The sequence below is a fragment of the Streptomyces monomycini genome, from assembly GCF_022271435.1.
In the GTDB taxonomy this organism is placed as follows: domain Bacteria; phylum Actinomycetota; class Actinomycetes; order Streptomycetales; family Streptomycetaceae; genus Streptomyces; species Streptomyces monomycini.
Genome location: NZ_JAFIQY010000034.1, coordinates 1 through 12789, shown reverse-complemented (window position 1 = coordinate 12789; position 12789 = coordinate 1). Strand labels below are relative to the sequence as shown.

The window sequence follows — 12789 nt, the reverse complement described above, 5'->3', positions numbered from 1 at the left end:
TCGGTGATCTTTGGTGAGTCCGTGCGGGAAAAGCTGATCTTCGTCTTCGTACGAACGAGCCCCGGCTCGCCCGCCCCTTGGAGCGCCCTTGCGCACGCACCTACGTACGGTCGCCCTGGCCGTCGCCCTGACCACCACGCTCGTCACGGGGGCCACCGCAGTGCCGGCGGCCGCGACGCCCGCACCGGCCGGGGCGTCCTGCACGCACACGGCAGCATCCTCTCCGCAGCCGCAGCCCGGCCTGGACACCGAAGCGCTCGCCCAGGCCCTCCGCGAACTACCGGACCGGGACACGACCGCCGCGCTGGTGCGCGTGGGCGGGCGGGAGACGTGGCACGGCAGCGCCGGGGTCCGTTCCTTGCGGACCGGGCGCGGCCCCCTGGAGAACGCCCGGTTCCGAGCGGGCTCGACCACCAAGGTGGTCACCTCGGCGCTCGTGCTCCAGCTCGCCGCCGAGCGGAAGCTCGACCTGGACGGCACCGTGCAGCGCTACCTGCCCGGCCTGCTGCCCGCGACCTTCGAGCCGATCACCGTACGGCAGTTGCTGACCTTCACCAGCGGACTGCAGCCGGGTGCGTCCCTCGGCGCGGAGGACGCCGAGGGCTACGAGAACCGCTTCCGGACCCTCACTCCGCGGGCCGTCGTCGCGGCGTCCGCCGCCAAGGGCCCCTACCTGGGGCCGGGCGAGGGACCGGGCAAGAAGCAGCGCTATGCCAACATCGACTACACCGTGCTGGGCCTGCTGATCGAGAAGGTCACCGGCGACACGTACGCACACCAGGCGCGGAACCGGATCTTCCGTCCGGCCGGCATGACGCGCACCTCGTTTCCCGCGGGGCCCGACCCGCGGATCCACGGCCTGCACCACCGGGGCTACCAGCGCCTGACGAACGGCTCGGTGGTGGACGCCACCGAGTGGAACATGTCGGACCGCTGGGCCGCCGGAGACATGATCTCCACCACCGCCGACCTGGAGAAGTTCCTCGTCGCACTGTTCCGGGGCGAGCTCGTGCCGCAACCGCTGCTGGACGCGGAGATGTTCACCGTCCCGGACGTCGAGGGCGCCCGGCTGAGCGCCGGACTCCAACGCCAGGATCTCGGCGGCGGCCGGATTCTCTGGGGCAAGACCGGTGCCCGCCCCGGCTACAACACCCTCTTCGCCGCCGACCGGAACCTGTGCCGGACGCTCGTGTACTCCGTCAACGCGGTCGACGCCAAGGCCGAGGCGATGAACCCGGTCGCCGAGCGGCTCGTAGAGGCCGTCTTCGCGCCGGGCAGGCGCTGAGACGCAGCGCGCCCTAAGGAACCGTCAGTATGATCTTGCCCTGGATGTGCCCCCGGGCGGCGCGCTCGTGCGCTGCCCGGGCGTCCGCGAGCGGGAACGTGCTGTCGATCGCGACACGGATCGCGCCCGTGTCGAGCAGGCGCCCCAGTTCGGCGAGTTGGGCGCCGTCGGCGCGAACCTGGGTGCCGGTGACGGTGACACCCAGTTCCGCGTTCTCCCGGTCGTCGAACTCCCCGAAGTACACCGGGTACAGCGCGCCGCCGCGCTTGAGGGTGGGCAGGAAGCGTCGGCTGGCGGGCCCTCCGACGGTGTCCAGGACGAGATCGACGTCCCGGACGATGTCCTCGGGACGCTGCCGGGTGTAGTCGATGTACTCGTCGGCGCCGAGGTCGCGCAGGAGCGTCTCGTGGGCGCCGGAGGCCACGGCGATGACGTGGGCCCCTCGCCACTTGGCCAGTTGCAGGGCGAGGTGGCCCACTCCGCCGCCGGCGCCGTTGACGAGCACGGTGGTGTCGCTGCCCAGCGCCCTGGGGCGGTGCCGGGCCTCCTGGAACGGGGAGGGATGGTCGTGCCCGACCTCGATCAGGTACTGCCATGCCGTCAGCCCCGACATGGGCAGCCCGGCGGCGTGCGTGTGGTCGATGCCGGCCGGTTTGCGGGCGAGGTCGGTGGCCGGTGCGGTGACGTACTCGGCGTACGCGCCGCTCTGCAGCAGGACGGGGAAGCGCAGCAGGCCCATCACCTCGTCCCCGGCCGCGAAATCCCGGACATCGGCGGCGACGGCTTCCACGACGCCCGAGATGTCGGTCCCCGGGACGAGGGGCAGGTCGAACGGTGGCCGGAATGCGGGAGGGATGCCGGGCATGCCCTCGCGTACGTACCAGTCGGGCGGATTGAGACCGACCGCGCGGACCCGGACGAGCACCTCGCCCGGCGCCGGCTCGGGGACCGGCACCTCCTCGTGGCGCAGCACCCCGGGGCCGCCGAACTCGTGCAGCCGGATCGCCTTCATCGTGTGGATCGGCACGGTCTTCCTCCTGTCACAGCGTGGAACACGCTAATCTGGATCAGTGAACCGTATAAGCGGTTCACTGATCCGAATATATGGATCAGTGAACCGTTTCGTCAACCGAGGGAACCGATGCGGGCCGACGCCAAGAGAAACCGTGACCATCTGCTCGCCGTGGCAGGCACCGCCGTCGCCGAACAGGGCGTCGACGTGTCGATGCGCGACATCGCGCGCACGGCCGACGTCGGGCTCGCGACGCTGCTGCGGCACTTCCCGACGCGCGAGGCACTGCTGGAAGCCCTGCTGCACACGAGCTTCGGCGACCTGACGGCCAAAGCGGACGAGCTGGAGAAAGCGCGGGCGGCCGGAGACGCTCTCGTCTCATGGGTGCGCGACTGCGTTGCCTGGACGACCGAGTACCGCGGGGTGACGGTGCTGATGGCAGCCGCGATCGAGGACCCCGACTCCGCGCTGCACTCCTCGTGCGTCACGCTGCGCGCAGCCGGCGCCCGCCTCCTCGGCCGGGCCCAGGCCGCAGGCGCGGCCCGGGACGACATCGACGGCGACGACCTGTTCGCGCTGATCGCCATGCTCGCCTGGGCCGGCGACCAGCCCGCGCTCGCATCGCGCGCCGGCCACCTCTTCGACATCGTCGCGAGCGCCGTGCTGGCGAGCTAGGACGGCGGCGGGGGAAGTCGCGACGGAGGGGCGTTCAGTGCCGACATTAGATGTCCGTTAGGCCGGCACGGCAGGGTCGAGGACATCCGCCGGGGAATCGATCCTTAAGGACTCAACCGTGACATCAACTCTGCGCGCCGCGCTCGCGCGCTTGCTGGCAGCCTCGCTCGCCGTGCTGGCCTTGGCCGGCCTGACCGCTCCCGCCGCCCATGCTGACACGACGCGCCCGCGTGAGCAGATCATCTGGAACGTCCACAGCCTCTTGCAGGGGGACATGCAGGATGCCTACACCCGCTACTGGAGCATGATCGCCGCCTTGCGGAATGCCGCCGGCCACTACGTCGGGAACAGCATCGGCGCCACTGAGCGCCTGCGAGCGGACGGGCCCCGCGCCGTCGAGATCCGCCTCATGGACGGCGACCGGGGCGTCGCCGCCCTCTACGTGCGCTCCGACAACCTCTACCTGATGGGTGTGTGGACACCCAGCTCGCTCAGTGGTTCCCCGTCCGGTCTGGTCGGCTTCCGTGACCAGCGCGACCACATGCAGGCCGTCCTGCAGCGCAACGGCACTCCGGCCGCGGTCGGCGACTTCCGCTTCGACTCGAACTACGACGCGCTCGGCAGCGGCATGCGCGCGAATGTGGGCATGAACGGCTACACGATCGCGAATGCCGTCCGCGCGGTGAGCGGTTACGACACCCACATGACCCGTACCGCGCAGACCGGCTTCCAGACCGACCTGATCATCCTGATTCAGGCTGTCTCCGAAGCAGCCCGGTTCCAGGACATCGCCATAACGGTGAGCGACAACATCCGCAGTGGCCGGTCGGGGTCGGTCACCCGGCTGTCGCTCGGCCAAGTGAACCTGGAGAACCGCTGGGGCGGCATCTCGCAGTGGCTCCACTCCGCCCTCAATCCCGTGCCGGGCACGACCCTCGCCGTCATGAACCTCAACGGCACGGACTACCGCAGCCTGGAGGAGTACACCCGGCGCTACCACTACACCATGGCGCTGGGAACCTACTTCTGACCCTGCCCGGGGGCCCGAGCGAACCGGGGCGCTCCCTCGTGAGAGGGAGCGCCCCGGGCGGAAGGGAGCGGCGAACCGTTTCGCCGCGGTTGGTCAGCGCCTCACAGGGCGACGCCGAGCAGCGCGTCCACGGCCCGCGAGACGAGGCCGGGCGCACCCTCGTCGCTGCCGCCGTCCGCGGCCTGCGCGGCGGCCCAGCGGTCGACCGCGGCGAGCGCGGCCGGCGAGTCCAGGTCGTCCGCCAGCGCCGTACGGATCTCCTCCAGCAGCGCGTCGGCCGACGGGCCGTCCGGGCGGGAGACCGCGGCGCGCCAGCGCGCCAGCCGCTCCACGGCCTCGTCCAGGACCGCGTCCGTCCACTCCCAGTCGGCCCGGTAGTGGTGCGCGAGCAGGGCCAGACGGATCGCCGCCGGGTCCGTGCCGTCGCGCCGCACCTTGGAGACGAAGACCAGGTTGCCCTTGGACTTGGACATCTTCTCGCCGTTCAGGGCGACCATGCCGGCGTGCACGTACGCCTGGGCGAAGGGGTGCTCGCCGGTCAGGGCCTGGGCGTGCGAGGCGCCCATCTCGTGGTGCGGGAAGGCGAGGTCGGAGCCGCCGCCCTGCACGTCGAAGCCCATGCCGAGGTGCCGCAGGGCGATGGCGACGCACTCGATGTGCCAGCCCGGACGGCCGCGCCCGAGCGAGGCGCCGTCCCAGCTGGGGTCGCCCTCGCGGGCGGCCATCCACAGCATCGGGTCGAGCGGGTTCTTCTTGCCGGGGCGCTCCGGGTCGCCGCCGCGCTCGGCGGACAGCACCCGCATCGCCTCGGCGTCGAGCCGGGAGACCTCGCCGAAGTGCCGGTCGGCCTCGACGGAGAAGTAGATGTCGCCTTCGAGCTCGTAGGCGGCGCCGCTGTCGCGCAGCCGCTCGACCATCGGGACGATCCACGGTATGGCCTCGACGGCGCCGACGTACTCGCGCGGCGGGAGCATCCGCAGGGCCGTCATGTCCTCACGGAACAGGGCGGTCTCGCGCTCGGCGAGGGCGGTCCAGTCGTCGCCGGTGGCCAGCGCCCGCTCCAGGAGGGGGTCGTCGACGTCGGTGACGTTCTGCACGTAGTGCACCTGGCGCTTCGTGTCGAGCCACACGCGCTGAACCAGGTCGAACGCGTTGTAGGTCGCCGCGTGCCCCATGTGGGTGGCGTCGTACGGCGTGATGCCGCAGACGTAGATGCGGGCGACGGGACCGGGGGCGAGGGTCACCCGTCCGCCGGTCGCGGTGTCGTGGATCTCCAGGTCGCGGCCCTGACCGGGCAGGGCGGGGACCTCAGAAGCGGGCCATGCATGCATGTCTTGAGCGTAACCGGATGCATGTTCCGCATACGAACCGGACCTCGGATCTTGGCCGAGAAGGCACTCTTGTGCCGCGGGGTGATCTGTGCTTGCCGAGCCGCTGCCAGGGCCCGGGTAAAGCCCCGGGCCTGCTACGACGCGCTACAGCGGGCTCCCGGACGGCTCGCAGCGGCGGCCCGGCGGGCGGCCGCGGGCCGCCGCCACCGCGTCTCAGACCGGTGGCCAAGGGATCGGCGGCCAGTCTCCTCCGGGGTGCGGGTGCACACCGGTGCGCAGCAGGTCCGCCACCCGGGCGCGCAGCGCCGCCAGCTCGGCGGCGGTGATCAGCCCGGCGAGCCGGGCGGCGAGCGGAGCGCCCTCCTCCAGCGCCGTGGCGAGCCGCCCCAGCACCTCGCGGGCCTCCTCGGTCAGCGGCTCCCCCGCCCAGCCCCACAGGAGCGTACGCAGCTTGTCCTCGGCGTTGAAGGTCACGCCGTGGTCGATGGCGTAGAGCCGGCCGCCGTCGGCGGGCAGCAGATGGCCGCCCTTGCGGTCGCCGTTGTTGATCACGGCGTCCAGGACCGCCAGGCGCCGCAGCCGCTCGTCGTCGGCGTGTACCAGGAGTGCCGTACGTCCTTCGCCGACCTCGGCGAAACCCACCGGTTTCCAGCCGGGCCCCGGCTCCTCGCCCTCGACCAGCGCCAGCAGCTCCGCGCCCTCGGGCGCCGCCTCGATCCACTCCTGGACCATGCCCTGCCCGTACGGGCCGTCGCGCAGCACGGTGGTGGGGACCAGGTCCCAGCCGGTGGCCCGGGACAGCTCGTACGCGGCGACCTCGCGCTGGGCGAGGGTGCCGTCGGGGAAGTCCCAGAGGGGGCGCTCACCGGCGACGGGCTTGTAGACGCAGGTGCCGCTGACGTCCTCGTGGGTGATCGTGCAGTACAGGACGGCGTTGGAGGCCTCGCGGACCTGTCCGCGTACGGTCAGCTCGCCGTGCGTGAGGACGTCGGCGGTCAGCTGCCCCGGGCGGCCCGCGGCGCGGGCGGATATACCGCCGTCCGCACTGCCGTTCCCGCTGTCGCTCACCCCGCCGGGTGCCCCGTCGCTCCCGCCGCCGTTCGCCTGCCCGTCCGGGCCGCCTCCCTGGCCGTCGCCCCGGCCGTCACCCGTACGGCCGCCCGCCACCTGGCCCGCCGCCGACCGGCCGGCCGGTCCGCCGCCCGCCGTCACCGTCTCCTCCCCCGGCATCACGCGTCCCGCCGGTATCCGTTCTGACGCGGGCATACGTGTCCCTCCGGGTCGAGCGGCAGGCTGCACAGGGGGCAGGGCGGGCGCCCCGCGTTGACGACTTCCAGGGCGCGCTTGGCGAAGGAGCGGGCCATCGTGCCGGTGAGGCGCACGCGCAGCATCGGCGGCCCGTTCTCGTCGTCCTGGAGCAGCCGCTCCTCGGCCTCGGCGAGGTCCTCGTCGGTGTCGGCCTCCAGCTCGACCAGCGCCTGAGCTTCGATGATCATGCGCTGTTCGTCGCCGTCCCAGGCGAGCGCCATCGTGCCGACCCGGAACTCCTCTTCGACCGGCGATTCCAGCGGCGCGGTGTCGGACAGTTCGGCGGGGGCCACCGCGGGGACGGGCGCGTTGCCGCCGCTGCGGCGCACCACCTCGTCCAGCAACTCGTCGACACGCTCGGCGAGCGCGGCGACCTGGGTCTTCTCCAGGGCGACACTGGTGGTACGGCCGGAAGCCGTCGCCTGGAGGAAGAAGCTACGGCGGCCAGGCAGCCCGACCGTACCGGCCACGAAGCGGTCCGGCGCGTCGTAGAAGAACACCTGACGGGACAACGTCCTGCTCCGTTTGCTCGACTGCGGGGTCTTTGCGGTCGCTGCGGTTCCTGTGGGTGTGGCTTCCGGGTCCGGAACGCAGGAGGTGTGGCGGGCAGCGCCGTCGCACCACCCTACTGCGCCCGCTGATCACGCTCCGCCCGCGCCACCGCCGACGGCCGCGTCCCGGTCGTCCGCCGCCGTGCTGCCGTCCGCCCGCGGCGCCAGCCCGCCGAAGTGGCCGGTGTCGCCGAGGCGTACGAGGTAGGGCCGCAGCCGGGTCCAGCGGATCGCGGTCAGCGAACAGGGCTCGACCGAGATCCGCTGGAAGAGGTCGAAGTGCAGACCGAGGGCCTCGGCGACGAGGGACTTGATGATGTCGCCGTGCGAGCACATCGCGTAGACCGCCTCGGGGCCGTGCTCCGCCTCGATCCGGGCGTTCCAGTCGCGCACCGCGTCCACGGCACGGGCCTGCATGGCACGCATGGACTCGCCGCCCGGGAAGGCGGCGGCGGACGGGTGCTGCTGGACGACCTCCATCAGCGGCTCGTCGTTGAGTTCGGCCAGTTTGCGGCCCGACCAGTCACCGTAGTCGCACTCGTTGATGCGGTCCTCGACGTGCAGCGGCAGGCCGGGCCGGGCGTCCAGGAGGGGTTGCAGGGTCTCCAGGCAGCGTTCCAGCGGGCTGCTCACGGCGGCGACGAGCGGCAGGTCCGCGAGGCGGCCGGGAAGCGCGGCGGCCTGGGCGGCACCCCGCTCGTCGAGGGTCACCCCGGGGGTTCGCCCGGCGAGCAGGCCGGACGTGTTGGCGGTGGAGCGGCCGTGCCGCACCAGGATCAGCGTGGGCATGGCAGCCAGCCTACGTTCCAGGGCGGCGGCGCCGGACACGGGACCACCGCCCCGGGAGCGCGGGCAGCGGGCTCCTGGCACGACGCGCCACGGCGAGTGACAATTCCCTGTGTGATCGTCGACTGCGCCATCTATCAGGACGGCCGCCGCACCGAGGGGCCGGAGGACTTCTCCGACGCCCTCGAAGCGGCGCGCGCCGAGGGTCACTCCTTCCTGTGGCTCGGGCTGCACGAGCCCACCAGGGAGGAGTTCGACCATGTCAGCAGGGAGTTCGGGTTGCACCCGCTCGCCGTGGAGGACGCGCTCAAGGCCCATCAGCGGCCGAAGCTGGAGGTGTACGACGACTCCCTGTTCGTGGTGCTCAAACCGATCGCCTACGACGACGCGGCGGGCTCCGTCTCCGCCAGCGAGTTGATGATCTTCCTCGGGGACTCCTTCGTCGTGGTCGTCCGGCACGGCGCGGCCAGCCCGCTCACCGCCGTACGCCGCCGCCTGGAGCACGAGCCGGACGTCCTGCGGCACGGTCCCACCGCGGTGCTGTACGCGGTCGGTGACGCGGTGGTCGACCACTACATCGAGGTGGCCACGGAACTCCAGGTGGACCTGGAGGAGTTGGAGGCGGAGGTGTTCGCGCCGTCCCGGTCGGACAGCGGCAACACCGCCGCCGCGATCTACGCGTTCAAGCGCGAGGTGCTGGAGTTCCGGCGGGCCACCAATCCGCTGGTGGAGCCGATGCTGCGGCTCCAGAACCCCGGTGTGCCCTTCGTGCACGACGAGGCCCGGCCGTTCTTCCGGGACGTCAGCGACCACCTCACCCGCGCCAACGAGTCCGTCGAGGGCCTGGACCGGCTGCTGTCCGACATCCTCAGCGCCCACCTGGCGCAGATGGGCGTGCGCCAGAACGACGACATGCGCAAGATCTCCGCCTGGGCGGCCCTGGCGGCCGTACCGACGCTGATCGCGGGCGTCTACGGCATGAACTTCGACCACATGCCCGAGTTGAAATGGTCCTGGGGCTACTACGGCATCCTGCTGCTGATGGTGATCATCGAGCTGTCCCTGTACCGCCTCTTCAAGCGGCGCGACTGGCTGTGAGCGGCCACCCGCCTCAGCCGAACCCGGGCGCCGGGGCGGCCGGGCCGCCCAGCGCGTCGCGCCGCTCCGGGAGGCGCAGCGAGACCATCCGGCGCCACCCGGCGAGCCGCTCGTAGACGTACACCGCGCGGATGCCGGCGGCGAGGAGGGCGGACTTCGGCCGCGGCCAGCCCAGGATGCGTCCCATGCGGTCCATCACGGCCAGGCTGACGTCCCGGTAGACCTCGATCTCGACGCGTGCCGCGTCGCGCAGCGTGCGCCGGATCGCCGGGCCGTGGCCCCGCGCCGCCAGCCGCAGCAGTTCCTCGTGGCAGTAGGCGAGGTGGTTCTCCTCGTCGTGGGCGATCATCAGGACCGCCCGGCCGATGTCCGGGTGGCCGCCGAAGTGCTTCTTGAGCAGGTCCATCTGCTCGGCGGCGCGCTGCTCGGTGACCCGGCTGTGCGCGAGGTAGACGACGACGTCCTGCTCGGTCAGCGGCTCGTCGCGGCGCAGCTTGTCGTGCGCCAGGCCGATGCCGCGGCGCTCCAGCAGGACGGTGTAGTCGGTGGCTCCGGGGACGGAGACCGGGTCCAGGCCGCGCTTGCGGAGCAGGGCGTGGAACAGCCGTCCGTGCTTGTCCTCGTCGGCGCCGTGCCGGGTGGCCTTGGGGGCCAGCTCGCGCAGTGACCCGGGGATCAGCGCGGCGATCCGGCCGTTCTCCCAGCCGCCCTGGGCCTCGCCGCCGGCCGCGATGGAGCAGAAGAGCCGGTAGGACTCGTCGTGGTCGAGAATCTCCTGGAACAGGCTTCTGGCCGAGAGCACCGGGACACCTCCGCTACACCGCATCCGCAGAAGAAAAGTGAAGTGCGGTACGGCGAAGGTGGCAACCGTGGTGTCGGCCATGTCCCCCGAACAGGTGACAGGGCGGGTGGCCGGGGGGGGCCTGAAGGTGGACGCGGAGACGGTCCGGCGGCCGGACGGAGCACCGCGGCGTAACCAGGCGGGGCGTCCCCGCGTTGTGCCGGGTGACGGCCGTGGCGGGGAAGACCCCCGAGCCCCCACCACGGCCGCAGGCTTCCCGGGGCCGGGTGCCCGGCCCGGCGCCCCCGCGCCGCCCGGGCCCGTTCCGCGCCTCCCGCGCTCCTTACGCCAGCCCCGCGCGCTCCAGGGCCTCGGTGCCCGCCCGCAGCGAGGCGATGCGCTCCTCCAGCGTGAAGCCGGCGGGCGCGAGGGTCAGCGTGGTCACGCCGGCCGCCGCGTACGCCTGCATCCGGTCCGCGATGCGCTCGACGGAGCCCAGCAGCGTGGTCTGGTCGATCAGCTGCTGCGGAATCGCGGCCGCCGCGCCCTCCTTGTCGCCGGAGAGGTACTTGTCCTGGATCTCGGCGGCCTCCTTCTCGTAGCCCATCCGCTGCGCGAGCTGGTTGTAGAAGTTCTGCTTGCGGCTGCCCATGCCGCCCACGTACAGCGCCGTGTACGGGCGGAAGGTGTCGGCGAGCGCGCTGACGTCCTGGTCGGCGCCGACGGCCAGCGGCAGCGTCGGACAGACGTCGAAACCCTCCAGGGTCTTGCCCGCCTTCTCCCGGCCGGCCCGGATGTGGGTGATCGCCGTCTCCTCCAGGTGGTCGGCGGACGGGAAGATCAACAGCGCGCCGTCGGCGATCTCACCGGTCTGGGTGAGGTTCTTGGGGCCGATCGCGGCGATGTAGAGCGGGATGTGCTCGCGCTGCGGGTGCACCGTCAGCTTCAGCGGCTTGCCCGGGCCGCCGGGCAGCGGCAGCGTCCAGTGCTCCCCTTCGTAGGACAGCCGTTCGCGGGTCATCGCCTTGCGGACGATCTCCACGTACTCACGGGTGCGGGCCAGCGGCTTGTCGAACTTCACGCCGTACCAGCCCTCGGAGACCTGCGGCCCCGAGACGCCCAGGCCCAGGCGGAAGCGGCCGCCGGACAGCGAGTCGAGGGTGGCGGCCGTCATCGCGGTCATCGCGGGCGTACGGGCCGGGATCTGGAAGATCGCCGAGCCGACGTCGATGCGCTCGGTCTGCGAGGCGACCCAGGAGAGCACGGTGGGGGCGTCGGAGCCGTACGCCTCGGCCGCCCAGCACACCGCGTAGCCGAGCCGGTCGGCCTCCTGCGCGACGGCCAGATTGTCCGCGTCCATCCCGGCGCCCCAGTAGCCGAGGTTGATCCCGAGCTTCATACCGCTCCCCTTACTGATCAGTAACGTCGGTGTTCCGGGGACTCTAGCGCGGGGTGGCGCCGGCCGTCACCGGCCGGCCGGTCACGGGCCGCCCGCGCGGCGGGCCGCGGGGTTGTCCACAGGCCGGCGGCGCACCGTGCGGCCGGTTGTCCACAGGGTCCCGTGCGCCGGGCGACGGGCCAGTAACCTCAGGGCCCATGGAGCAAAGGCACCTCGGCCGTACGGGTCTGCGCGTGTCCCGTCTCGGCCTCGGCACCCTGACCTGGGCCAGGGACACCGACGAGCACGACGCCGCCGAGCAGCTCAAGGCGTTCTGGGAGGCCGGCGGCACCCTCGTGGACACCGCGGACGTGTATGCCGACGGCGGCGCGGAGTATCTGCTCGGGCGGCTCTGCGAGGGCCTGGTGCCGCGCCGGGACCTGGTCGTCGCGACGAAGGCGGGCAGCGTCCTGGACGCGGACCGCCGCGTCGACGGCTCCCGCCGCCATCTGCTGGACGCGCTGGACGCCTCGCTGGAACGTCTCGGCACGGACTACGTGGACCTCTGGCAGCTGCACGCCTTCGACCCGCACACCCCGCTCGAAGAGACGCTCCAGGCGCTCGACATCGCCGTCGCCACCGGCCGCGCGCGCTATGTCGGCGTCTCGAACTTCTCCGGCTGGCAGCTGGCCAAGGCGGCGACCTGGCAGCTCTCCGCCCCGTCCCTGCGCACGCGGCTGGCCGGCACCCAGATGGAGTACTCGCTCCTCCAGCGCGGCATCGAGCGGGAGCTGCTGCCCGCCGCGCGGGACCTGGGCGTCGGCCTGCTGCCCTCGTCGCCGCTGGGCCGCGGGGTGCTCACCGGCAAGTACCGGCACGCCACCCCGGCCGACTCGCGCGGCGCCTCGGAGCAGCTGGCGCCGTTCGTCGCGCCGTACCTGGACGACACGGCGGGCCGGATCGTCGAGGCGGTCAGCACGGCCGCCGACGGGCTCGCCGTCACCGCGTTGCAGGTGGCTCTCGCCTGGGTGCGCGACCGGCCGGGAGTCACCGCCCCGGTCGTCGGCGCCCGCACGGCACAGCAGCTCAGAGCCGCGTTGTCAGTGGAGACCCTTAGTCTTCCTGACGAGATCTGCCGGGCCCTGGACGATGTCTCGGCCCCGGTGCACCACTACCCCGACCACGACTGGAGCACGCTGTGAGTACCGACCGCCTCTCCGAGGACGCGCCCGAGCCCACCGCGCCCGGCCCGGAGACCGCCCCCGAGGAGGCCGCCACGACGGCTGCTCCGGGGGCAGCCGGGAGGGAGGGCGAGCCGGGCGGCGGCACGGACGGTGACGCGAGCGGCGACCCGGACGGTGGCGCGGACGGTGGCGCGGACGGAGTCTCCGGGGACGCTGCGGGTGCCGAGGGCACGGTGGCGGCCGAGAGCGCGCCGGCGGCCGGGGACGTGCCGGCGGCCATGGCTGCGGGCGGTCCGGAGGCGGGTGCGCGCGAGTCGGCGGCGGACGGTGGCCGGGCCGCCGGGCGGGGCGGGGCGCTCAGTGCCGCCGC

At 72.6% G+C, this 12789-nt stretch carries 12 protein-coding genes and 1 pseudogene; 6 read left to right on the top strand and 7 right to left on the bottom strand.

From position 1 onward, the window contains the following. Positions 1–88: 88 nt before the first annotated feature. Positions 89–1285, top strand: coding sequence for a serine hydrolase domain-containing protein (locus JXZ78_RS29565; RefSeq protein WP_033038368.1), 1197 nt, complete (start codon positions 89–91; stop codon positions 1283–1285). A gap of 13 nt (positions 1286–1298) precedes the next feature. Here JXZ78_RS29565 and JXZ78_RS29560 read toward each other — a convergent pair whose 3' ends face one another. After that, positions 1299–2297 (bottom strand): NADP-dependent oxidoreductase, encoded by a 999-nt coding sequence (locus JXZ78_RS29560; protein WP_030021458.1) that lies wholly within the window; start codon positions 2295–2297, stop codon positions 1299–1301. Between the two features lie 129 nt (positions 2298–2426). Here JXZ78_RS29560 and JXZ78_RS29555 point away from each other — a divergent pair, with 129 nt between their 5' ends. Together JXZ78_RS29555 and JXZ78_RS29550 are read left to right on the top strand one after the other, a co-directional pair. Next, on the top strand, positions 2427–2972 hold the full coding sequence (locus tag JXZ78_RS29555; RefSeq protein WP_030021457.1) for a TetR/AcrR family transcriptional regulator: 546 nt from the start codon (positions 2427–2429) through the stop codon (positions 2970–2972). Positions 2973–3090: 118 nt separating this feature from the next. Continuing rightward, positions 3091–4002: a ribosome-inactivating family protein gene (locus JXZ78_RS29550; protein ID WP_238783459.1), complete on the top strand. Its 912-nt coding sequence runs from the start codon at positions 3091–3093 to the stop codon at positions 4000–4002. Between the two features lie 101 nt (positions 4003–4103). Here the strand turns inward: JXZ78_RS29550 and mshC are convergent, their stop codons facing one another. From mshC to JXZ78_RS29530, 4 genes are all read right to left on the bottom strand, one after another. Then, on the bottom strand, positions 4104–5333 hold the full coding sequence (gene mshC / locus JXZ78_RS29545; protein ID WP_030021454.1) for a cysteine--1-D-myo-inosityl 2-amino-2-deoxy-alpha-D-glucopyranoside ligase: 1230 nt from the start codon (positions 5331–5333) through the stop codon (positions 4104–4106). A gap of 213 nt (positions 5334–5546) precedes the next feature. Then, positions 5547–6365: an SCO1664 family protein gene (locus JXZ78_RS29540; protein WP_050502656.1), complete on the bottom strand. Its 819-nt coding sequence runs from the start codon at positions 6363–6365 to the stop codon at positions 5547–5549. Positions 6366–6562: 197 nt separating this feature from the next. Continuing rightward, positions 6563–7153: a DUF3090 domain-containing protein gene (locus JXZ78_RS29535; RefSeq protein WP_078624393.1), complete on the bottom strand. Its 591-nt coding sequence runs from the start codon at positions 7151–7153 to the stop codon at positions 6563–6565. Positions 7154–7282: 129 nt separating this feature from the next. Then, positions 7283–7981: a histidine phosphatase family protein gene (locus JXZ78_RS29530; RefSeq protein ID WP_030021451.1), complete on the bottom strand. Its 699-nt coding sequence runs from the start codon at positions 7979–7981 to the stop codon at positions 7283–7285. A 111-nt stretch (positions 7982–8092) separates the two neighbouring features. Between JXZ78_RS29530 and corA the strand changes: the two genes are divergently transcribed. Then, positions 8093–9076: a magnesium/cobalt transporter CorA gene (gene corA, locus JXZ78_RS29525; RefSeq protein ID WP_030021450.1), complete on the top strand. Its 984-nt coding sequence runs from the start codon at positions 8093–8095 to the stop codon at positions 9074–9076. 13 nt (positions 9077–9089) lie between these two features. On the opposite strand, the gene JXZ78_RS29520 is transcribed toward corA, so the two are convergent. Beyond that, positions 9090–9878, bottom strand: a complete 789-nt coding sequence (locus tag JXZ78_RS29520; protein WP_030021449.1) for a hypothetical protein — start codon at positions 9876–9878, stop codon at positions 9090–9092. A 322-nt stretch (positions 9879–10200) separates the two neighbouring features. Next, the gene (locus JXZ78_RS29515) at positions 10201–11256 is read right to left on the bottom strand and encodes an LLM class F420-dependent oxidoreductase (RefSeq protein ID WP_030021448.1); all 1056 of its coding nucleotides are present in this window, start codon (positions 11254–11256) and stop codon (positions 10201–10203) included. A gap of 197 nt (positions 11257–11453) precedes the next feature. Here JXZ78_RS29515 and JXZ78_RS29510 point away from each other — a divergent pair, with 197 nt between their 5' ends. Further along, the gene (locus JXZ78_RS29510) at positions 11454–12437 is read left to right on the top strand and encodes an aldo/keto reductase (RefSeq protein WP_030021447.1); all 984 of its coding nucleotides are present in this window, start codon (positions 11454–11456) and stop codon (positions 12435–12437) included. After that, positions 12434–12789: pseudogene (locus tag JXZ78_RS29505) on the top strand (hypothetical protein); the annotation flags it as partial. The gene JXZ78_RS29510 and the pseudogene JXZ78_RS29505, both read left to right, overlap by 4 nt.

Excerpts from the sequence above, each read along its gene's own strand:
- JXZ78_RS29560 (WP_030021458.1), bottom strand. The coding sequence starts at position 2,297 with ATGAAGGCGATCCGGCTGCACGAGTTCGGCGGCCCCGGGGTGCTGCGC.
- JXZ78_RS29555 (WP_030021457.1), top strand. The coding sequence starts at position 2,427 with ATGCGGGCCGACGCCAAGAGAAACCGTGACCATCTGCTCGCCGTGGCA.
- mshC (WP_030021454.1), bottom strand. The coding sequence starts at position 5,333 with ATGCATGCATGGCCCGCTTCTGAGGTCCCCGCCCTGCCCGGTCAGGGC.
- JXZ78_RS29530 (WP_030021451.1), bottom strand. The coding sequence starts at position 7,981 with ATGCCCACGCTGATCCTGGTGCGGCACGGCCGCTCCACCGCCAACACG.
- JXZ78_RS29515 (WP_030021448.1), bottom strand. The coding sequence starts at position 11,256 with ATGAAGCTCGGGATCAACCTCGGCTACTGGGGCGCCGGGATGGACGCG.
- JXZ78_RS29510 (WP_030021447.1), top strand. The coding sequence starts at position 11,454 with ATGGAGCAAAGGCACCTCGGCCGTACGGGTCTGCGCGTGTCCCGTCTC.